The organism is Sinanaerobacter chloroacetimidivorans, assembly GCF_018128545.1.
GTDB lineage: Bacteria > Bacillota > Clostridia > Peptostreptococcales > Anaerovoracaceae > Sinanaerobacter > Sinanaerobacter chloroacetimidivorans.
The window spans coordinates 268,811-290,492 of record NZ_JAGSND010000004.1 but is presented as its reverse complement, the minus strand read 5'-3'; the positions used below and the strand labels follow the sequence as shown (position 1 = coordinate 290,492).

At 44.1% G+C, this 21,682-nt stretch carries 20 protein-coding genes; 6 read left to right on the top strand and 14 right to left on the bottom strand.

Annotated features, from left to right (window positions below; genetic code table 11):
• The first annotated feature begins 33 nt into the window (after nt 1–33).
• From KCX82_RS08780 to KCX82_RS08770, 3 genes are read left to right on the top strand one after another with little or no spacing between them, the layout of a single operon-like run.
• On the top strand, nt 34–1,797 hold the full coding sequence (locus KCX82_RS08780) for a DUF1538 domain-containing protein (protein ID WP_227018079.1): 1,764 nt from the start codon (nt 34–36) through the stop codon (nt 1,795–1,797).
• Nucleotides 1,790–2,149, top strand: a complete 360-nt coding sequence (locus KCX82_RS08775) for a P-II family nitrogen regulator (protein WP_227018078.1) — start codon at nt 1,790–1,792, stop codon at nt 2,147–2,149. Before KCX82_RS08780 ends, KCX82_RS08775 begins: the two co-directional genes overlap by 8 nt.
• A gap of 18 nt (nt 2,150–2,167) precedes the next feature.
• Nucleotides 2,168–2,524 (top strand): P-II family nitrogen regulator, encoded by a 357-nt coding sequence (locus KCX82_RS08770; protein ID WP_227018077.1) that lies wholly within the window; start codon nt 2,168–2,170, stop codon nt 2,522–2,524.
• A gap of 171 nt (nt 2,525–2,695) precedes the next feature.
• Here KCX82_RS08770 and KCX82_RS08765 read toward each other — a convergent pair whose 3' ends face one another.
• The 5 genes from KCX82_RS08765 to KCX82_RS08745 form a co-directional block, all read right to left on the bottom strand.
• Nucleotides 2,696–3,622, bottom strand: a complete 927-nt coding sequence (locus KCX82_RS08765; RefSeq protein WP_227018076.1) for a fumarylacetoacetate hydrolase family protein — start codon at nt 3,620–3,622, stop codon at nt 2,696–2,698.
• Between the two features lie 15 nt (nt 3,623–3,637).
• Complete coding sequence (locus tag KCX82_RS08760) at nt 3,638–4,381, bottom strand: NAD-dependent protein deacylase (RefSeq protein ID WP_227018075.1); 744 nt, start codon at nt 4,379–4,381, stop codon at nt 3,638–3,640.
• Nucleotides 4,382–4,401: 20 nt separating this feature from the next.
• Complete coding sequence (locus KCX82_RS08755) at nt 4,402–5,358, bottom strand: D-2-hydroxyacid dehydrogenase (RefSeq protein WP_227018074.1); 957 nt, start codon at nt 5,356–5,358, stop codon at nt 4,402–4,404.
• 96 nt (nt 5,359–5,454) lie between these two features.
• Nucleotides 5,455–6,216: a TIGR03915 family putative DNA repair protein gene (locus tag KCX82_RS08750; RefSeq protein ID WP_227018073.1), complete on the bottom strand. Its 762-nt coding sequence runs from the start codon at nt 6,214–6,216 to the stop codon at nt 5,455–5,457.
• Nucleotides 6,209–7,666, bottom strand: coding sequence for a putative DNA modification/repair radical SAM protein (locus KCX82_RS08745; protein WP_227018072.1), 1,458 nt, complete (start codon nt 7,664–7,666; stop codon nt 6,209–6,211). The genes KCX82_RS08750 and KCX82_RS08745 overlap by 8 nt, the downstream gene beginning before the upstream one ends.
• 190 nt (nt 7,667–7,856) lie before the next feature.
• Between KCX82_RS08745 and KCX82_RS08740 the strand changes: the two genes are divergently transcribed.
• Together KCX82_RS08740 and KCX82_RS08735 are read left to right on the top strand one after the other, a co-directional pair.
• The gene (locus KCX82_RS08740; protein WP_227018071.1) at nt 7,857–8,936 is read left to right on the top strand and encodes a calcium/sodium antiporter; all 1,080 of its coding nucleotides are present in this window, start codon (nt 7,857–7,859) and stop codon (nt 8,934–8,936) included.
• 35 nt (nt 8,937–8,971) lie between these two features.
• Entirely contained in the window at nt 8,972–10,099 is a 1,128-nt protein-coding gene (locus tag KCX82_RS08735; protein WP_227018070.1) for a patatin-like phospholipase family protein, read from the top strand.
• A 98-nt stretch (nt 10,100–10,197) separates the two neighbouring features.
• Here the strand turns inward: KCX82_RS08735 and KCX82_RS08730 are convergent, their stop codons facing one another.
• Both KCX82_RS08730 and KCX82_RS08725 read right to left on the bottom strand, forming a co-directional pair.
• Nucleotides 10,198–11,352, bottom strand: a complete 1,155-nt coding sequence (locus KCX82_RS08730; protein ID WP_227018069.1) for an MGDG synthase family glycosyltransferase — start codon at nt 11,350–11,352, stop codon at nt 10,198–10,200.
• A gap of 164 nt (nt 11,353–11,516) precedes the next feature.
• Nucleotides 11,517–12,080 (bottom strand): ECF transporter S component, encoded by a 564-nt coding sequence (locus KCX82_RS08725; protein WP_227018068.1) that lies wholly within the window; start codon nt 12,078–12,080, stop codon nt 11,517–11,519.
• 258 nt (nt 12,081–12,338) lie between these two features.
• Between KCX82_RS08725 and pdxR the strand changes: the two genes are divergently transcribed.
• Nucleotides 12,339–13,781, top strand: coding sequence for a MocR-like pyridoxine biosynthesis transcription factor PdxR (pdxR, locus tag KCX82_RS08720; RefSeq protein ID WP_227018067.1), 1,443 nt, complete (start codon nt 12,339–12,341; stop codon nt 13,779–13,781).
• A 28-nt stretch (nt 13,782–13,809) separates the two neighbouring features.
• Here pdxR and KCX82_RS22955 read toward each other — a convergent pair whose 3' ends face one another.
• The 7 genes from KCX82_RS22955 to KCX82_RS08690 all read right to left on the bottom strand — a co-directional run bounded on the left by KCX82_RS22955 (nt 13,810) and on the right by KCX82_RS08690 (nt 21,545).
• Nucleotides 13,810–13,938, bottom strand: a complete 129-nt coding sequence (locus tag KCX82_RS22955) for a hypothetical protein (protein WP_264373234.1) — start codon at nt 13,936–13,938, stop codon at nt 13,810–13,812.
• Nucleotides 13,939–14,115: 177 nt separating this feature from the next.
• Nucleotides 14,116–15,306: a M20 family metallopeptidase gene (locus tag KCX82_RS08715; RefSeq protein ID WP_227018066.1), complete on the bottom strand. Its 1,191-nt coding sequence runs from the start codon at nt 15,304–15,306 to the stop codon at nt 14,116–14,118.
• Nucleotides 15,307–15,317: 11 nt separating this feature from the next.
• A complete protein-coding gene (locus KCX82_RS08710) occupies nt 15,318–16,697 on the bottom strand; it encodes an N-acyl-D-amino-acid deacylase family protein (RefSeq protein ID WP_227018065.1) in 1,380 nt (459 codons plus the stop codon).
• An 11-nt stretch (nt 16,698–16,708) separates the two neighbouring features.
• Nucleotides 16,709–18,130: a YfcC family protein gene (locus KCX82_RS08705; protein ID WP_227018064.1), complete on the bottom strand. Its 1,422-nt coding sequence runs from the start codon at nt 18,128–18,130 to the stop codon at nt 16,709–16,711.
• A gap of 311 nt (nt 18,131–18,441) precedes the next feature.
• On the bottom strand, nt 18,442–19,197 hold the full coding sequence (locus tag KCX82_RS08700; protein ID WP_227018063.1) for an IclR family transcriptional regulator: 756 nt from the start codon (nt 19,195–19,197) through the stop codon (nt 18,442–18,444).
• 39 nt (nt 19,198–19,236) lie between these two features.
• Nucleotides 19,237–20,259, bottom strand: a complete 1,023-nt coding sequence (locus KCX82_RS08695) for a molybdopterin-binding protein (protein ID WP_227018062.1) — start codon at nt 20,257–20,259, stop codon at nt 19,237–19,239.
• Between the two features lie 59 nt (nt 20,260–20,318).
• Nucleotides 20,319–21,545, bottom strand: coding sequence for a histidine phosphatase family protein (locus KCX82_RS08690; RefSeq protein ID WP_227018061.1), 1,227 nt, complete (start codon nt 21,543–21,545; stop codon nt 20,319–20,321).
• Between the last annotated feature and the right edge of the window lie 137 nt (nt 21,546–21,682).

Genomic DNA, 21,682 nt, shown 5'->3' with positions numbered 1-21,682 from the left:
TTGTTACAAACAATAAGGAAAGGGGGATTTTTATTGAACAAACTGAATAAAAAATTACTTCAAAAAACAAAAGAATCGTTATCTTCTGTCTTACCTATCACCTTGATTGTTCTGCTTCTGAATTTTACAATGACACCAATGCCTTTTATGATCCGGGGAGTGTTTCTCATCGGTGCCTTTTTGCTGATTATCGGAATGGGCTTGTTTACTCTGGGCGCAGACATCGCTATGATGCCCATGGGGGAGCAGATTGGCGCGCAGCTTACCAAATCACGTAAGCTTGGCTTACTGATTGGAATCTCCATGATTATGGGCGTTATGATCACAATCGCGGAGCCTGATTTGCAGGTGCTGGCGGAGCAGGTTCCTTCAGTGCCAAATATTGTCATCGTCCTGTGGGTTGCTGCGGGAGTGGGCATATTTCTAGTCATCTCACTACTGCGTATACTATTCCAGTGGAAACTGTCCTATATGCTACTCGGGCTCTATATGGCCGTTTTTGCTTTGGGTACCTTTACTTCGGAAGACTTTCTTGCCGTCGCCTTTGATTCCGGAGGCGTTACCACCGGCCCCATTACCGTTCCCTTTATTCTTGCGTTGGGTATCGGTATTTCATCCGTCCGAGGCGGGAAAAGTTCCCACGACGACAGCTTCGGACTCATTGCTTTCTGTTCCATAGGCCCCATTATGGCTGTTATGATTATGGGGATGTTTTTCAGCACATCCTTTGATAGTCAGGCTGGAGAGTCTGCTCTCCACGCATCAAATATCAGAGAACTGTTTCTTATTTTCGGAAAAAGCTTTCCGGAATACTTTAAAGAGGTTGCCTTAGCCTTGGCTCCGGTAGTTGTTTCTTTTATTTTATTTCAGATATTCGCATTAAAACTGCCGAAAAGTCAGTTAATTAAAATGTCTATAGGAATTATTTACACCTACATAGGTCTGGTTCTGTTTCTAACAGGCGTGAATGTCGGATTTCTACCCGTAGGTTCTTTTATCGGCGAGTACATCGGAAGTCTTTCATACAATTGGATATTAATCCCGCTGGGAATGATCATGGGGTTCTTTATTGTAGCGGCAGAACCTGCCGTACATGTTCTTAACGACGAAGTAGAAGTCCTTACCGGAGGCGCCATATCAAAAAGCGCCATGCTCTGGAGCCTGTCCATCGGCGTATCCATCTCCATCGCCCTTGCCATGATCCGGATCTTATTCGGGATCAGCATTTGGTATATCCTCGTTCCGGGTTACGCTCTGGCTCTTGGGTTAACATTTTTTGCTCCTAAAATATTTACGGCTATTGCCTTCGACTCCGGCGGCGTTGCATCCGGCCCGATGACCGCAACCTTTTTACTTCCTTTTGCGATGGGTGCTTGTGAGGCAGTAGGCGGAAATATGCTGCTGGATGCCTTCGGAATCGTTGCCATGGTAGCCATGACACCGCTCATCACAATACAGGTTATGGGTGTAATCTACAGTATCAAGGTAAAGAATATGGAAGAAGAAGAAGCAGATGTCATGGAAGAATTTGCAGAAGAGATGGAGGAAGAACAAATCTTCGAATGGGTCGGTCAAAGCTGCGATGTTTCCGAACGGTATGACTGGTTCGAAGATACTGAATTTATTGAGAATCTTGAATGGGCCAGCAATCTAAGAGAGCGGGAGATTCATAACAATATCACAGCGGACAATGAATATATTGACTTTGAAGAACTAGAAAGGCTTGTAATTCCGGAGGATTTCGATTATCCTCTAAGAGATGCAGCAAATCCGGAGGGAGGAACAAATGATGGATGAATGTAAACATTCTGGTATTAAGAAAATCAAATTATTGGTAGCGATACTGGAAAGAGGTTTGGGAGAGGATCTGGCGGAAATTCTTCGCGAAAGCGGTGTCACTTTTAATATGATTTCTCCAGCCTACCGTGCATCGGGTTCGGCACTCATGGACTGTTTCGGATTTTCCAATCCGGAAAGGGATCTCGTTTTAAGCGTTGTTACGGAGGATAAGGTGGATTCTATTATGAAAAAAATCATGTATAAATTTGATTTAGACGAACCTGGAAACGGAATTGCATTTACCATCCCGATCAGCGGTGTCAGCGGTCCTTTAGCGCTGCGATATATTTCCGGGATGTCGGAAGGTTAAAGGAGAGGAGGAAAGGACATGGATAACCAAAGAAAGTACGACTTAATATTAACCATCGTCAACAGGGGCTTTGCCGATCAAGTGGTAGATGCAGCCAGATCAGCAGGAGCACACGGCGGGACTGTCTTTTACGCCAGAGGTACAGGCATTCATGAAGTTGAAAAGTTCTTTGCGATTTCCATTCAGCCGGAAAAGGAGATCGTATTGAACATTGTCAAGCATGAAAATACCCAGGCAATCATGCATTCCATCGTAGAAAAAGCAGGCTTAAAAACCGAAGGCCGAGGTCTTTCCTTTGCACTGCCGGTAGCTGATGTTGCAGGAATTGTTCATTCTCTGGAAGAACTGGAAGGAATTAAAAAGTCAAAGGAATAAAATAAATAAATAAACATCTGTAGAAAATCTCTTCAGTCGCTGGTGGCAGCGCGTCATAGACGATACTTTCGCATAGGATGCGGCCAATGCTTCCTTCAGAGATTTTCTCACAGATGCCTTTTTTATCTAACGCCTTTCCTTTTGATTTTTTATAATACTTAAAAATCAGTATTATTTAACCTTATTCACGATTGACCCTACCCCTTCGATCATACAGCAGACTTCATCTCCTGACTTCAGAAAGCGGGGCGGATCAAAGCCCATTCCTACTCCTGCGGGAGTTCCGGTCAGTATGATATCTCCGGGGCGCAGCTCATATCCTCTGGACAGGTCGCTGATTATAGATGGCACATCAAAGATCAGCTCTCCGGTATTGGCACTTTGCCTCAGCTCTTCATTGACGTAGCACTTGATATCCAGTGTCAGAGGCAGCGGCAGTACGCTTTTGTGTACGATCCATGGGCCTATCGGACAGTGAGTAGTCAGGCTCTTTCCCTTAAACCATTGCACATGCCCGGTTTGAAGATCCCTTGCAGAGACATCATTTGCTACCGCATATCCGAATATATACTCTTCTGCTTTTTCTTTGGGGATATCAATCCCTTTTCTCCCAATCACCACTGCAAGTTCAGCCTCATAGTCCAGTTTTTTCGTGATATTTTCATGAGACAGGATTTCCTCTTTCGTTCCGATCACCGTATGAATCGCCTTTGTAAAATAGATGGGATGCGTCGGAATTTCACTTGGTCCGCCAGTCATTCCGTGGATTTCTTCAGCATGAGCCGCATAGTTCTTGCCCAAACAGGTGATATTCCGCTTTAGCTCCGGAATGGGCGCCAGCAGCCTTACCTCATCCAGGGAAATACCCATCTCGGGATGGCTTCCGAAAAACAAAGCCAAATCATCAATCCAGCCATCACAATAACCTTCAATAAATTCATTCATTGTCAAAGGGATTTTTTTCACCTGGTTGCTGTCGATTGCAAGCTCTGAGAGATCCTGCCTGAAAAATGGCTCTATAAGGAATGCTCTCTTCCCCACTTGATCTACACAGCAGATCTGCTGTCCGCCTTCATATTCTATGGTTGCAAATATCATACTGTCTTTCCTCTCTTAAAAACCTAAAACATTACCGATGGAATCATGAATAACCAAATCAGCACGAGAATCGTAGGCTGTCTCCGATTTGTTAATCAGCACCAGCTTCTTTCCCTGGAAATAGTTGAGCAATCCGGCTGCAGGGTACACCACCAGGGAAGTACCCCCTACAATTAACGTATCTGCGTCTGCAATGGCCTCCACAGCCTGATTCACGACATCGTCATTTAAAGCTTCCTCATATAGGACAACATCCGGCTTTACGATACCGCCGCATTGATCACAGATAGGAGTGCTGCCCTGTTTGCCCTCCTTTGTAATGCAGTGGGCAGGATCCAAAATATAATCCAGATCATAAAAGGCTCCGCAGCTCTTACAATAATTTCTTAGTACTGAGCCATGGAGTTCGTATACTTTTTTGCTGCCGGCCAGCTGATGAAGACCGTCGATATTCTGGGTAACCACAGCCTTTAGCTTTCCCTGTTCCTCCAGTTTGGCCAGAGATTTATGGGCCTCATTGGGAAGCACATCCCTGTAGATGAGATTGTTCTTATAATAATCATAAAACGTTTCGGTATGACTGATGAAAAAGCTGTGACTCAACATCTCCTCAGGAGACCTGCCATAATTCTTCCGGGCTTGATACAGTCCGTTCTCCGATCGAAAATCAGGAATTCCACTTTCCGTAGAAACCCCGGCGCCGCCGAAAAAAACAATGTTTTGACTCTCGTCAATGATTTTCTTCAAATCCTGATTCATCCTTACACCCCTTACTTCTATCAGACGATTCTGTTTCTGTTTTCCTGTTTAAAAAAGCCTTCAATATTATCGCATATGGTTTTCATGAGACGCTCTCGTGCTTCCACGCTTGCATAGGCAATATGAGGAGTCATGTAAAGCCTGTCCTTGTCAGGAATCTTCAGTAAAGGACTCTCAGGATCGATGGGCTCCTGTTCAAACACATCCAGACCGGCTCCGGCAATGATGCCGCTCGATAACGCATCCGAAAGGTCCGCTTCACGGATAATCCCGCCTCTGCCAAGATTTAATAGGTATGCCGTACTTTTCATCTGCTGCAGTTCTTTCATCCCAATAAGATTGCGGGTTTGATCGTTCAGCGGAGCATGAACGGATAAAATATCCGAGAGCCGAAGCATATCTTCTAAAGAAACCCTTTGAAAATCACTTTGCAGGTTCTTCCCCGAGGTGGAATAATAAACAATATTGCATCCAAAGCCCCGTGCATATTGTGCTACTTTCTTTCCGATCTCCCCCATGCCGATAATGCCCCAGGTCTTTCCTTCCAGTTCAAAGAATTCCCTTCCCTGGTGCTGAGTTTGCAGACTCCCGGAGTAACTCCCGAATTTCGTAAATTGATCATAATAACTTGAGTGGGAAATCAGATAGAAAAGCATGGCAAAGGTATGCTGAGCTACGCTGTTTGCTGCATAGCCCGGAACATTGGTGACAGCAATTCCCCGGCTTTTACAGTATGCGATGTCGATATTATTGTATCCGGTACCTGCTTCGCAAATCAGCTTTAATTGCTCAGCCTTCTTCAGATTGTCTTCATTGAGGTTATTTTGATTGGTAATGACAATGTCAGCATCACCGATTGCTTCACCGGCATCCGCATCGGCTGCATGATCATACAGGATAACTTCTCCGAATTGGTATAAACCGGATACATTCATCGGATACCCCAAAGTTTTCAGGTCAAGGAAAACAACTTTCATAGATCCCACCTCATTATTCATATTCATATGTCACTTTCTGCTATGCATCTTTACAAAATCTCTATGATAGATATTGTACCATATTCAGGAGAACATTCAATGAAACTCAGTCAAGTTCTTCCAATATCTTACCGGCATGCAGCGTTTCTGACATCTCGGATTGATCCGCTCCTTGATGGCCATGGTTTCAAAATACTCCTTCCAGAGATTTCGAAAATCCTTTTCATCATCCGATAATTCCGGTAGATCAGACTCTTGAAAATCAGAGAGATACCAGCTTCCGCCCTGAGCAAAAACAGCTTTCTTTCTCGTCTTGTCATAAATAATAAACGGGTCATTTTTCAATCGGTCTGAAAAGTGATCTGCAATCAGTTCCAACACATCGTGATCCGGTTCCAAAATACAGTACAGGATCTCTCTTTTGAAGTCGAACAGCTCGTCCGGATACTTCAAAACGGAAAAACGAACGAGTCCCAAGAGTCTGTGTACTTCAAAGGAGACCTTCTGTTCGCACTGCTGGGCCTGAAAGACAATTGGGTTGCTGTGAAGCGAGCTGATGCAGGAGCCTTCTTTAAATCCAAGCCTTACATAATTTAAAATTTTGTTTTCCTTTTCCCCGTCATTGGAAAGAAAGACACGATAAATCCTTCTCAGATCAAAATTGGAAATTTTCCTTTCAATGGCTTCATAAACACGGGCAGCCTTTTTAGCATCTGTTTCTATGGTTTTGAATCCTGCAAGAAGCGATGCCTGATAATGCTCTTTCGGATAGATTCCCGAAGCCTTTTCTTCATAGTAATGATAATAAATACAGGTCAGAAGTCCTTCAAAGGATCCATCATACAAATAATCAATCATGAAGTAGTCCTCCCTGGTGCATGGTGTTTGCCAGCCGAAAGCCTTCGGGCTGAAACATAGAAAGCTGGACCTGAGGCTCCGGAGGAAGCAGCTTATTCCGGATGGCACTATCAGAAAGCGAAATCTCCTTTTTGATCCATTCAGGTGCGATATCGTTCCCCCCGTAATAGCGGCCGCAGCAGGTTATAAAATATCTTGCTCTTTTGGTGACAACACCGATTTTTTTAAGATCATCAAATTTTACTGCGGCCATCTTTCGCTGTCTTACGATACGCATGGCTGAGGTGGCGCCGATTCCCGGTATACGCAGCAAATCATCTGCAGAGACTTTATTGATCTCCATGGGAAATTTTTCGATATTTCGCAGGGCCCATGCAATTTTAGGATCCATCTCAAGATCCAGAAAAGGGGTCTTCTCATCCAGGATCTCATCTGCAGTAAACCCATAAAAACGCAAGAGCCAATCTGCCTGATATAACCGGTGCTCTCTGACCAGAGGCGGTGCGGTAAAAGGGGTCGGGAGCAAAGGAGAATTGGAAACCGGAATGTAAGCCGAAAAGTACACCCTTTTCATCTTAAAGGTGCGATATAAGCTCTCAGAGATTTTTACGATCTGCCGGTCGCTCTCCGGGCTGGCACCAATGATCATCTGAGTAGTCTGGCCCGCTGGTACAAATCTTTCCTTCCCTTTTTTACGTACCTCTTTTTTTATGGGTAAGTTACCGTTCAAATCCATAAGACCGCCGTCACCCGCCGTGACATTTTCACCTTCCGGGCTTAGGTAATTTAAATCTGTCATCTGATAAATATCCTGATTTTTAAACATGGTGCCGGCACCCTTCAGCTGTCTGCGCTCGGTGAGTGTCTGGGTGATCTGCTTCATCGGGGTAAAGATCCCTTTCGGCTTTTTTTGAGGCGCCAGAAGGTTCAGGCTTTCCTTGGTCGGCAGTTCGATATTGACACTGACACGATCAGCCAGTAAGCCGATCTGGTGGAGGATTTCAGGTGAAACTCCGGGGATGATCTTTGCGTGAACATAACCTGAAAAACCATATTCGTCTCTAAGCAATTTCAGGCACTTCATAATTCGTTCCGCCGTATGGTCCGGAGAAACTTCTACGGCAGAGCTTAAGAACAGCCCTTCGATATAATTTCTTCTATAAAATTCTATGGTGAGCTTTGCCAGTTCATCCGGCTCAAAGGAAGCTCTTGCAACGTCGGCAGAGCGTCTGTTTACACAATACTCACAATCATAAACACAATTATTGGTGAAAAGGATCTTTAGTAAGGATATGCAGCGTCCGTCTGCGGACCAGGAATGACAGATGCCGGCAGCGGCAGAGCTGCCGATTTTGCCGTTATTGCTTCTCTCCACTCCGCTGGATGAGCAAGACACATCATACTTTGCACCATCGGCTAATATTTTCAGCTTATCAAAAGTGTTATTCATGGAACTGCTCTTCCTTTCCATACTGATGAATTGTTAAGTAATAAAATCCGTTTCGGCATTACACAGTGGCCCGAAAAGAACTCTTGTTCTTATTATTATGCCCCAAGCGAAACAAATGTTCAAGCATATTTCTTTACGAAATGGATTTTTTTATGGTATAATCACATACTACAAGAGTGAGGTATTTTTTATGGTTTTATTTTTTCACGGAATGTTATTTGCAGTAGGTTTAGTTATGATTATCAAGGGGAGCGACTGGTTCATTGACTCTGCTGTCTGGACGGCAGAGGTTTTTCGCATTCCTCCCATCATAATCGGAGTGACGATTATCAGCATCTGTACCACCCTGCCGGAAACCTTTGTATCGATCACTGCGGCGTGGAGAGGCGAAACCGATATGGCCATCGGTAACTCTTTGGGATCTATCGGCGTCAATACCGGGTTTATTATGGCTCTTCTGCTGATTTTTGCGACGCCGGTTATTGATAATCGCAGGGAATTTAAAGAAAACGGTTTTTTTCTGATCGGGGTGCTGCTGCTGGTTTGGTTAACAGGATCCTATTTCGGCAATATCGGAAGGGTGCCGGGGGTCCTGCTTGTTATTATTATGTTGCTTTTTATCGTGAAAAATGTGATGTCAGCCAGAAAGCTCATGGATTTGGATATCCGTTATGACATAGAAGATGAAGATAAGGTAAAGAGCCATTATGACCCTTCAAAAGATTTACCGGAAGGACTTGCCTATGATGAAGTGGAAAATGATTTTGATGTTTCCAGGCAGGAAATCATCAGGAAAGTAATTTTGTTTGTAATCGGCATCAGCCTTGTGATTGTCGGATCAAACTTCTTAGTAGTAAACGGGATTAAAATAGCTGAAATATTGAGAGTGCCTACGATCCTGGTGGCTGTTATTTTCACCTCCGTGGGTACCTCTTTACCTGAATTGATCACAACCATTTCGTCAATCCGGAAAGGGGTCACGAACCTGGGCGTCGGCAACATTATCGGTGCAAATATTTTAAATATTGTTCAAGTTGTAGGAATCACTGCCCTGATCTCTCCCATCTCATTATCCCACGACAGAAGTATCTTGCTCGTTCAGCTTCCGTTGGTGTTTCTGCTGATTACCCTTGCTGTGTGCTTTGGTATTTTCTCGAAAAAGGGTTTTCTTAGATGGCAGGGAATTCTGCTGCTATTTCTGTACTTTCTGTTTCTGATCATAAATATACTGAGAGAAGGAACTCCCATTATAGGGCCTTACTTATTTTAATCTTACGAAATCGATGATTTACAATGAGGTGAAACATGGAATATCGAAAAACCGCACTGGTTCTTGGAGGAGGCGGTGCTAGAGGTGCATATGAAATAGGTGTCTGGCAGGCATTAAGGGAACTTGGAATACGTATCGATATCGTTGCAGGCAGCTCCGTAGGTGCCATCAATGGTGCCATGATTGCTCAGGAAGCTTTTGATCTTGCAGTTTCCCTATGGGTAGAGCTTGAAACATCCATGGTTTTTGAAACTGATTTGAAAAATATTATCACCAATTCCGGTTTGGGTAACAATGGGCTGAAAGAAATGCTTGAGAAGTACATTCATGAAGATAAAATCAGACAATCTGAAATAGAATATGGTTTGGTCACCGTGGAATTACCTAAAATGACCCCTAAATACCTGATGAAATCCGATATTCCCAAGGGACGACTTACCGATTATATTTTAGCAAGTGCCTCGGTTTTTCCAATCAATAGAAGTTACGAAATCGACAAGGTGAAATATGTTGACGGTGGGTTTACGGATAATCTGCCTGTTGGCCTGGCATTGGATCGCGGCGCGACCCATATCATAGCAGTGGATTTGGATGTCATCGCTATTGTCCGGAAAGAAAATTTAAAAGATGCGGAGCATCTTAAAATCATTCGATGTCCCTGGGATCTGGGCAACATTCTGATTTTTGATAAGGCAAATTCTAAAAAAATTATGCGGCTTGGATATCTGGATACCATGAAGGCCTTTCAGGTCTTTGAGGGAAGCTTATATTGTTTTGTAAAGGGTGATTTTGATAAACGCAGCATCAAAAGTGCCGATTTGGCCGGTCAGATTTTCGAACTGGATCCGGGTATTATTTATAAAAAGCACATTTTTCAGCTCCGGCTGAAAGAAGCTGTCGATGCCCATCTTTTAAAGACGGAACAAGAATATCCAACTGTTTCCAATGCTTTTATCAACAAGCTTCTGGAAGGAATCTCCAAAGCAAAATCCACATTTAATTCTAAAACGTTGACGCTGATCATTGCCAGAAGCCTGCTGGAGACACCCGAGACCAAAAATATCTTTTTGACAAAGCCGGCCATAAAGCTGTTAAAAAATGAAATCTATGCCGCCAATTACATGCTAAAAGAAGGCCTCATCGATTTTCACATGAAAAAATAAAGGCCTTCTCAAAAATGGCCTTCATTGAAAAACGCCATGGTGCACAGGGTATTGCAGCAAAAACCCTTGCAAATCATGGCGTTTTGTTTATCTTTTCTTTATGATTCTGTTTCAGCTTCTTCCACCAGGGCGATTCCTCTTTCCTGGACCTCTTTTACTAAGAATTTACAAAGGTTCTGACTTGAATGCTGCCTTCCGTAAAGCTCAATCGTTCCCCTCAAATAGGATATCCGATCGGGATGCTTAAAGAGTGAAAAGACCGCTTCATTTAAGGGAAAGCTCTTTGTTGCATACAGAGCGAGGCCATTATTGAGCATAAACTCCGCATTTCTCATTTCGTGTCCAGGTATCGGATTGATCATAATCATGGGCAGCCCTTTGGCCATGGCCTCCGAAGAAGTAATTCCGCCGGGTTTTGTGATGATGCAGTCTGCCGCATCCATCATGATATCGACATTGTCTACATAGCCATAGATGTCAAATCTCTTACGTGTTTGCAGCTCGGATACCTTTTGATACATACGCTTGTTATTGCCGCAAACTACTATGACTTGAAAATCGATATCCAGGCTGTCCAGCTTTTCAATGGATTCGTCAATCTTGCCGTAACCCATGCTTCCGCTCATCAGCAATATGGTTCGTTTATAAAGATCCAGTCCCAATAACTTTCTTGCTTCCATCCGGTCCATACGATCGGAGAATTTTGGTTTGATGGGAATTCCAAGCGGCAGCATTTTGCCGGGTTCCAAGCCTTTTCGGGCAATCTGGAATTCCAGCAGCTCACTCGGCGTTACATAGTAATCGATCAGCCGGCATTCCTCCCAGAGAGGATGAACGGTAAAATCCGTAACGATCCCTACCGTCAAAGCTTTGATCCAGTTCTTCTCCTTCATGATATTGACCAGTGTTGCAGAAAGTACATGGGTGCAGATGATCACATCAGGTTCGTACTCGTCTATATAGTGTCTAAGATCTCTGGCCCAAACGGTATTGGTGATCTTGGGTACAGAATATTTATTCACAGGTTTATTCTTTTTTACTACAATATCATAAACCTTTGACGACAGTCTTTTCGCATAGGCGGTAGATAGCAAATACCCCTTTGAGACAAGCTCAGACAGGATGGGTTCTATATATTCATAAGCGTCCAGGGTTTTGCAGGTTACCCCCATATTTTGAAATTCAGCCTCTATAGCTTGTCCGGTTGCATGGTGCCCTTGTCCCGTTGAAATACTTAATATAAGTACTTTCATATTAATCTCCCCTTTTCCTTTTTCTATGCTATTAAGATAGCATACTATTTCGATGCTTGGAAGATATTTCTATGAAATCCTGTTTATTTTTCTCATATTTCCGGTTCCTGCCGGTTTATGATTGCCTGATCGGGAATCATCCCGGCATCGAAGCGGCCTTCATGTTATCTTGCAGGCCTGTAAGCGAAGAGCTTATCCGCCGGTGATTTGTATAAAGCACCGGATATGAGAGTAGCGATAACCAGCCCGACGACAAACTGAGCAATGTTCCAAGGAATACCCAGGGCTGCAGCGATAAAATTACCGTACATAATCCCCTGTGCGATATAGTAACCTGCTGCCATGAAAATTCCTCCAAGCAGCATTCCGATCATCTGATAAACCGGAACTCCAAATATGCTTTTTCCCTGCTTTTCCATTGATTTCGCTATAAACAACCCCATAATAATTGCCATTCCGGCTTTGATAAACAACGTCCATGGTGCCCAAAAAGCGTAGCCCGTAAAAATGTCTGCCAGTGCGGATCCTACGCCTGCTGCCACTGCGCCGTATCTCCATCCTAAAAGAAGCACCGATAAAAAGATTACCGCATCTCCCAAATGTACATAACCGCTGGTAAAGGGGGCCGGAATCGGAATTGCCGCCGTAACGACGGCGACCATGGCGATCATTAAGCCTGTCAGGACTAATTGATTTACCTTATTATTTGTATTGATTTTCGTTTCCATTTTCATACTCCTTACTATCAAGCCATAGGAAAGTCGCTGATGCTCTTGATTTGTTTTCTTTACTATATTATAATACTTTTAAATTGTAGTTTTATAAATATGCAATTATAAATATTTTTATATATACAGTACAAGTCATTATTAGAAATTCGTTTAAATTAACCCAAACTGTTTTAATAAAAATTATATTTTTTTCAACTACAATTTAGCAACAAAAAGAGAGACATGTCGTTTTACATAAAATGAGGAGGTTAAGAAATGAAAGCGATCATACCTGATTTCGATTATCAATCTGCCGTGCCCCTATATCTGCAGTTGTATACTCATATCAAAAAATCTATACTTGAAGGCGGGATTGAGTCGGCAGAAAAATTGCCCTCACTGCGCTCTTTATCCAAAAGTCTGAACCTTAGTTTAACCACAATAGAGCTGGCTTATAATCAGCTTCTTGTAGAAGGTTATATCCACAGTAAACCTCAGTCCGGTTATTATGTAAATGAAATTTCGGCAGGAATGGGAAGTGTTCAGAAACCTCTGATAGAAAACATCCGCGAGGAGTCTTTATGGACGATCAACGATCTTTCAGGCAACAGTGATCTTAAGGGATACTATGATCCTACCTGTTTCGATTTTAATAAATGGAAAAAATGTTTGAATAAAGTGCTGACGGAGTATTCCTATTTGCTTTTAAAAGAAGGGGATCCAAAAGGCGAAGCGCCTCTAAGATATGAAATTTCAAAATACGTTTACCAATCGCGAGGCGTGGTCAGCACGCCCTCCCAGATCGTGATCGGTGCCGGTACCCAGCAGATTATGGGCCAACTCTGTACACTATTAAGTAAAATGGGGATTAAGCATGTGGCGGTGGAGGAGCCGGGTTACCTCCCGGTAAGAAATATTTTCCGTGACCGGGATTTTGCCATGACTCCTGTTGCCGTGGGCCGGGAAGGGATCTCTATACCCAAGCTTCCGGCCAATATCCGTTCCGGAGTCTACGTCAATCCTTCAAACCAGTTTCCTACAGGTTATGTGATGCCCATCGGAAAACGCTACGAATTGCTGGAATGGGCTTCCGCCAACGACAGTATAATCATCGAGGATGATTATGACAGTGAGCTCCGTTATTTTGGAAAACCCATACCTTCGCTTCAGGGACTCGATACCAGTCACAGAGTCGTCTATTTGGGATCCTTTTCCTCAACTTTGTTTCCCTCTATTAAAATCAGTTATATGATTTTACCCCCTCAGATGGCCGATATCTTTGATGCGTCTAGCAGGGATTATACCCAGACCTGCTCCAAGACGGAACAGCTGACCCTTGCTATTTACATGAATCAGGGGCTCTACCAAATCAATATAAAAAAACTCAGAACCCTGTATGCTCAAAAACTTCAGGCAGCCCTTACTGCATTGAACAAGTATGGTTCTGATTTTATACGACCGATCAACAGTTCTTCCGGAGTCAATATGCTCATCAATGTCCGCAGCAGCAAATCCAATATTCACCTGTGCCGGGAGGCCTCCGAACTTGGAATCAGCACCCTGCCCATCAGCACCTTTACCGAGGAGCCTTGCGGGCCGTCTGCCACCTTGATTTTTTATTATAATCAAATTCCTTTGAAGGATATCGACGAGGCGGTGAAACAGCTCACAGTAAAATGGAAATCAGAGACAAGAAATGTAAATGGAGAAGAATTTTAAAAGGCAATATTATTTTAAAAAAAAATTTTTACCTCCAGCAGCTTGTTAAAGCATTGCCAATGCTCGTAAGCATGAACCAGCCAACCATCACAAAAAAACCAAGCAGATAGATTCTTATCTCCTGCAATCCTTTGCCTTTGCCTCTAAATTTGAACATCTGATTCCTTACTCCTTTGCATAAGAACGGCCATTGGTAAATATCCTTGTCTATTTCAAAAGCATCATAATATAAAAGAGAGATCACGCTTTTCTCATGGTCTCTCTTTATATATTCGAATTATTTATTTAAATTTCGGGGTAATACCTGTGGTAAATAAATCCAAATTTTATTGCATCAGGAACAAAACCGGATCGCCGCTTCTGCGTAGATCAGGGCAGCGGGAACCAAGTGACTAAGCTCTATAGATTCTTCAGCCGAATGGGCGCTCTCCAGATTCCCCGGGCCCAAAACAACGGTAGGGATTTTGCCGTAACTGCTGAGAAGTCCTCCGTCTGTCCATGCAGGGAATGAAGTCAAAACCGAGGCCTTTTCCGTGACCTCCGAGATAACTTCTTCCAAGATGGCAACCAGGGGGTGACCGGGATCTATTTCCATAGCCTCATGAATAAATCCGTCTTCCATTAAGCTGACATCCATCACCTTCATCTTCCCTTGGAAGTCAGGGTCTTCATGATGTAATGCATCAAGCAAGCTTTGATACTCCTCAACAAGATTCCCATAGTCTTCGCCTGGAATCCATCTGCGATCAATCTGAAGAATGCAGTCCCCTGCAACCGTGCTTGGTTGTGTTCCGCCCCGTATCAACCCATAGTTCATGGATGAACTTCCCACGATTGGGTGTACCCTTTTTTCAATTTGCGGTATGAGTTCTGTCTCCAGCCGGTGCATATACTTCATCGCTTTTTCAATGGCATTGATCCCTTCCTTTTGCTTTCCGCCATGCACTGCTTTGCCCGTAAATTCAAATTCAAACCACTCCAGGCCTCTGTGTCCGACACAGATTTCAAGACTGCTGGGTTCCCCTACAATGGCTCCATCGGCATGAAATCCTGATTTTAGCAGTGCCCTTGTACCTTCACTCTTATCTTCTTCATCGATGACTCCTGCAAAGAACAGATCACCCTTCAGCTGGATACCGGAGTTTTTAATGGCTATCATAGCCATCATCATACAGGCAAGCGCCCCTTTCATATCGACAACGCCTCTCCCGTACAGTTTTCCGTTCTTTTCCTTCATTTCGAACGGATCTTCTTTCATATCATAGGGCGGCACTGTGTCCATATGGCCGGTCAATAAAAGAGAGCGGCCACCGCCGGTACCCTTCAAACTTGCCAGAACGTTGGCCCTGCCGTCGATAACCGGAATCACCTCTGAGCAAATACCAGATTCAGAAAAAACTTCATGAATGTACCGGGCAACTTCCGTTTCCTGGGTCTCCACCCCGGGATAACTTGGCATGCTTACTAATTTCTCCAACAGGCGAATCAGCTTTTCCTCTGTGATATCCTGTTTGATTTTTGACAAATAATCTTCTTTCACTTTTTCACCCCAAACCGTATGGCTTTTCCCGGCCTTGAATCAGTTAAGCGGCCTCGATCTGCAACGATTTCTCCATTTACGATCACATAGGAAATCCCTTCCGGTACCAGAGAGGGCTGGCTGAAATCAGCGTTATCCCGAATGTTTTCCGGACTGAAAATCACAAGATCCGCATCATTTCCAATATGGATCGAACCTTTCTTCATCAGCCCCAGCCTTTTGGCCGGCATAACCGTCATTTTCGACAATGCCGTGAGCAGCGGAAGAACCTTTTTTTCTCTCACATAGTGGGAAAGTACCCGCGGAAATGCTCCCGCTCCTCTGGGATGCCCTTGCCCATTATGCATCAGCCCGTCACTGGCGATCATGACCAAAGGATAAATCAGCGCTTTTTCCACTTCCTGTTCATCCATCACAAAGGCAACCACCAACGTATTCGGCTCCTTTTCCCGAAGGTATTGGAAAATCTCCTTTGTGCAATACTCGCCGGCATATTTGCCTTCCGCCACCAGAATTGCACTGTAGTCTTTATCCCAGCGCCCGAAACAATCGCCGTCAAAAACTGCTGTTCCGATATAGGTGCTGAATGCATGATAGGGATAGCAGTCAGCCATCACATCGATTCCAATAGACCTGGCCTTCTCCAGCAGATCGAGACTGGTATCCATCATGCCGAATGCCGTACAGCTTCCGATATGTGAAATTTGCAGCGGCACCCCCGTTACCCAACTGATATGCAACAGCTCTTTTATGGCCTCGATCCCTTCCTCCCCATCATTACGATAATGAGCGGCAATGAGTTTACCCGGATACTCCCTGAGAACTTTTGCTGCCTCAAGGAGTTCATTGGTAGTACTTCCGGGGGTATATTCAAGACCAAAGGAAATTCCAAGGGCACCGGCATCCAATCCGGCTCTGATCAATATTTTGACTTCCTCGCTTTCTTCCCGGGTTAAAGGGCGATAGTTGTCCTGCACGCCAATTTTCTCCCTCAGCGAGGAATATCCCAGATAGGCACCAAAATTAACCGTTAATCCTTGCCGGTCTACCGCTGAAAGGTACCCACCCATATCGGTCATGCCGATACCGCAGTTGCCTCCTATACAGGTGGTGACACCCATCAAAGTCATACTTTTAAAGATATCTTCCTCAATATAGGTTTTCCCTTCTTCTTTTCTCAGTTCATCCTCATGCATGTGAAGATCAACAAATCCGGGAGACACCAGCATTCCCGAAGCCTCAATGGTCTTATCTCCCGACAGCTCCGCCTCACTGACGGCTGCGATTTTTCCGTCTTTGATACCGATATGACATTTTTTTATAAGGAGATTTTCAACGTCTGCCACATCTCCATTTTGAATTACAAGGTCAAACATGATCTGCTCCTTTAAAACGGTCCAAGCTGCATGGCATGAGCCACCGTAACCAGAATAGCACCCAGTGCATATTGCATCAGGATTAACGGAAGAATCCATTTTGCCCATTTATCCCAAGGAATTTTTGCAAGGGCGAGACCAGCCATAAAATACCCGGAAGTAGGTGTAAATATGTTGGATATACCATCCCCAAACTGATACGCCAACACTGCTGTCTGCCTCGTAACGTGGACCAGATCTGCCAGAGGAGCCATAATTGGCATCGAAACTGCAGCCTGACCGCTTCCGGAAGGTACAATAAAGTTCAGCAGGCATTGGAAAATATACATACCGAGAGCCGCTAGAATAGAAGGCAAGTGGGAAACGGCACTTGAGATGCTGAAAAGAAGGGTATCCATAATATGCCCCTCGTTTAATACCACCAGAATTGCACGGGCAAATCCAACTACGAGTGCTCCGCCTGCCAGACTCGACATTCCGATCAATAGATTTTCAGCGGTACCGTTCATACCAAGTCTGCCAACAAGACCTGATATAATGGCCATACCAAGAAACAAAGCAGAGATTTCCTGAATATACCATCCGTAATGAATAACGCCGAATACCAACAGACCGATTGTAGCCACTACCACCAGCAGTACAATTTTATGAGCTGTGGTCAACTCCTTCAATACGCTGAGATCCAGTACGTCGTCCCTGGTTTTGTCAAAATCATACATCAGGCTTTTTGCCGGATCTTTTTTCACTTTGCCTGCATAGATAAAAATGAAGGTTGTAGACAAGGTGATCATTAAAGCATAAACCGCCAGGCGGAAGCCCATTCCCGAGAACATCGGAAGTTCAGCAATACCCTGTGCAACTCCTACGGTGAAAGGATTCATAAAAGCACCGGTAAAACCCGCGCCTGCACCTGCAAGTACGATGGCTGCTCCGGTAATGGAGTCAAATCCCAACGCAATTGCCAGCGTTACCATAATAGGAATGAAAGGTAAAGTTTCCTCTGCCATTCCAAAGACAGCACCTCCGAGGGAGAATAGAATCATAACGATAGGGATGATCAGGCGCTCTTTACCGGCCATGACCCTGGTTACTTTTCCAAGGCCGGCTTCAATTGCCCCTGTTGCCTGTACCACTGCGAAAGAACCGCCGACAATAAAGATAAAGAAAATAATTTCTGCAACTTCCGCCATTCCCTTTGGAACTGACAGTAAATAGCCAAATAAATTTACCGGGGCTCTGTCGACATATGTAAAGGATGTAGGGTCTACAATCATTCTGCCTCCGGGTCCTTCTACACGGGCATACTCACCGGCAGGTGCAATATAAGTAAAGATCGCACAGATTGCTACAATAATCATTAAAATAACGTATACATGGGGTACTTTAAATTTTTTCTTTGCTTTGGAACTCATTTCCATTGTTGAATCACTCATACTAGTTTCCTCCTTATAAAATTATTTGAGTGGAAATAAAAAAACTGAACTTCTCCATCACCCTTTCCTTATAAGAATTTGTTTCGCCCCACAATGTGTTCATTGTATGAACACATTGTTTAGCGTATGAACATTATATTTATCTTATCGCAATATTCAGAAATTTACAATCCTTTTTTTGAAAATCATTCCAAAGAAAGATTTGCAGATTTTTATAAACATAACATCATAAAAACATAGAAATCATAAAAAAAGAGGATTCAAATCCTGATTGAACTCCTCTTTTTTCGACTCAATTTCATATTATTATTTTAAGGCATGTATTTCGATATTTCTTCCGCCCCTTGACTTAATATTTTCCGATATCTTTCTATGCGCTCTGCAAAATCCGGCCCTTTAATAAACGCCAATGCAATGCAGGATTTCACCTCTCCTTTGGCGTTAAACACCGGAACGCCTACTCCGGCGATGTTGGGCCCCTTTTCTTCATTACTGATGACATAGCCCTCTTCTCTAATACGTTTATATTCTTCAAGGATTTCTTCCGTTTTTGTCAGGGTGTTCGGGCAGATCTTTTTAAATTCCTGGGAATTGAGCAAACTTTTAACCCGGTCTTGATCATGGTAGGCCATCAGGCATTTCCCGTAGCACCCCATATTCATCGGATAGAACATTCCGGGCTTATAATTCATCTTCATCGGCTGATACAGCTCTACCTCGTAAAGGGAAATGACCATATCCCCTTCTCTTACCGCATAACCCACCGACTCCTGAGTTAGCTTTGAAGTCCTGTCTATGACTTCAAGAATCTTGCTTTCGTAGTTATAATTGCCGGCATAGACAGAGCCTACATGGTAGGTCATAGGCCCTACCTTAAATTTTTTCGATTCTTCATTCTGCATGACCCAGCCATCTTTCTCCAGCAGATTCAAAATTCTGTGCACCGTCGTACGATTGATACCCGAAGCGGCGCTCACCTGTGCAACTTTATATTCAAAGGGTGCCTGGCTTAAAATATGAAGTATGGTTAAAACCTTATCTATCGTTGATTGTTTGCTGTCGTCCATGTCTTCCAACCTTCCCCAAAAGTAAGAATGATCCCTTAATTAAGAGGATTTCCCAAAGCCGCATCTTGGATAGGTACAATCCTCACAATTCTGGCAAAGGCCTCCGTGAGCCAGTTTTTTGATATCTCTTCTGTTGGGAATCTCCCCCGCTAATATTCGCGGTACGACCAGATCAAAAATACTTACCCTGCTATACATGACACAGCCCGGCAGACCTACCACCGGTACATTTCCTATGTAAGCGAGCATGAACATAGCTCCGGGCAGAACAGGTGCGCCGTAGGTGACAATATGCCCTCCTGCGACACGAATTCCGGTGGGCGTTTTGTCATCGGGGTCTACAGACATGCCGCCGGTAACGCCGATCATATCCACACCCTCATCAATAAGCTGGTTGATGCAGTCGGCAATCATTTGCTCATCGTCATCTGCGAATAATTGCTTTACTACCGTACTGCCAAGAGCGGTGAACTTTTTCTGGAGAACCGGGCCGAAAGCGTCTTTAATCTTTCCGGAATACACTTCGCTCCCGGTGGTGACCAGACCAATCTTTAAAGACTTTAACGGCAGCACCTCAATCAGAGATCCATTCTGACAGACTCTTTCGGCACCCTTCACGACACTCTCATTTACAAAGAGCGGAATTACCCGGGTACCTGCAACCTTTTGACCTGCTTGCACCAATTGATTTTCGTGTATGGAAGCAAACATAATCTCATCCTGATCAATCAGCTGATCCAGCATGGCAGTGTTTATCTTCAGCAACCCGTCATATTCCGCCACCAGCTCTATTTTCCCTTCCCCGGGAGCCACCAGACGGATTCCTCTACCCGCTGCTGCTTCCGCTATCCGGGCTGCAGCCTCATCTTCATGGACGTCGGTTTCTTCCTTATCCACTACGTAAAGGTGCTGTTTTCCCATACTTAAAAGGATCTCAATATCTTCGCTTTGGATGATATGCCCCTTTTTAAATTTGCTTCCCTTAAATTCGCCCGGAATAATCTGGGTTAAATCGTGTGCGAGCACCATGCCCACCGCATCCTGCACCGAAACCTCTTTCATTGTTGTAACCTCCTGCTCCATTGCATTATTGATTGTTTTTTGGCTTGTTCCCATTTGGTTTACACCATTGTAATACCACCATTGGGGATTTTTTCACGTATCTCCTTCTCTAATTCCGTATGATAAAGATTGCTTACAATCACTTTGATTACACCTGCATGCGCAACGATGATGATATCTTCTTGTTCATCGGACTCTAAGATCGTTTGAAATCCTTTCAAGACCCGATACTGAAGATCATAAAAATTTTCGCTGTTGTTACCATATTTATAAGTTAAAAGGTTTTCTCCTCTTTTTCTAAATTCCTCCGGGTACTTTTCCTTAATTTCGCTGATGTAGCAGCCATCCCATTCACCCAGAGACATCTCTCTGAGGCTCGGCACCTTGATGATCCTGCTGTCGAGGATGTCGGCGATGATTTCCGCAGTTTGTACCGTCCTTGTCAAATCGCTGGCATAAATGTGTTCTGTATGAATCTGCTGCTTTTGAAGTTCCTGTCCCGCAAGCCTTGCCTGTTCCATTCCCTTTTCAGAAAGAGGAATGTCCTTTTGCCCCAGCAGTATCTTTTCACGGTGCTGCTGTGTTTCTCCATGGCGGACAAGAAACAGTCTCCTATCGCCTAAAAGGTTCCTCCACCGGTTCGGATCTTCTTCATCGAAGGACTGAGGTCTCTGCATCTGCTTTTCATAGAAGTCCAGGACTTCCCGGTATCCCTCTTCCGTATCCATATCCAAGACCACTGCTTCCTGCTTAACCTCAAGCTTTATAAGCTTGTCCTCATATTTTGAGGTAATTGCTTTCAGCCCGCCTTCCCCATGGTAGGAGAGGATCTCTTCCCTGTAGCAGGCCGGTATATAAAGGGGGTGCCCCTTTTTCCCCTGATAGCAGGGTACAAGAAAACAATCCGGCCGGCTGTAATGCTCCCTCAAAAGTTCTGTAACCACCGCTGACGGTATAAGTGGACAGTCCACAAGAAAAAGAAAGAAACCTTCCGCATCCTCCCCGGCTGCTTCGATACCCTTCTGTATGGAGGTGAACATTCCTTCCCGAAACCGGTCATTATAGACAGCGGTTATTTGTTTCAACAACAATAGCGGTTCTAACTGCTCTTTTTGATATCCTGTCACTGCTATGATGCGGGAAATTCCGGCTTCCCTTACCGTATCCGCCACATGCTCCAAGGCAGATTTCCTTCCGATGGGCAGCAGAGGTTTGAAGCTTCCCATCCTTGAGGAAAGTCCTGCGGTTAGAATGATTCCACATAGCTTTGAATTATTTTGTTCCATGTCCCGCCCTTACTTTAATCGTTTCTCCGTGGATGCTGACAGTAATCCCGTTCTTATTATTTGAACCAGTGGGATTTTTAACAAATTTACTAAAGCTATTATACCATAATCAGCAGCTGCTTTCCAAACCCAAATAG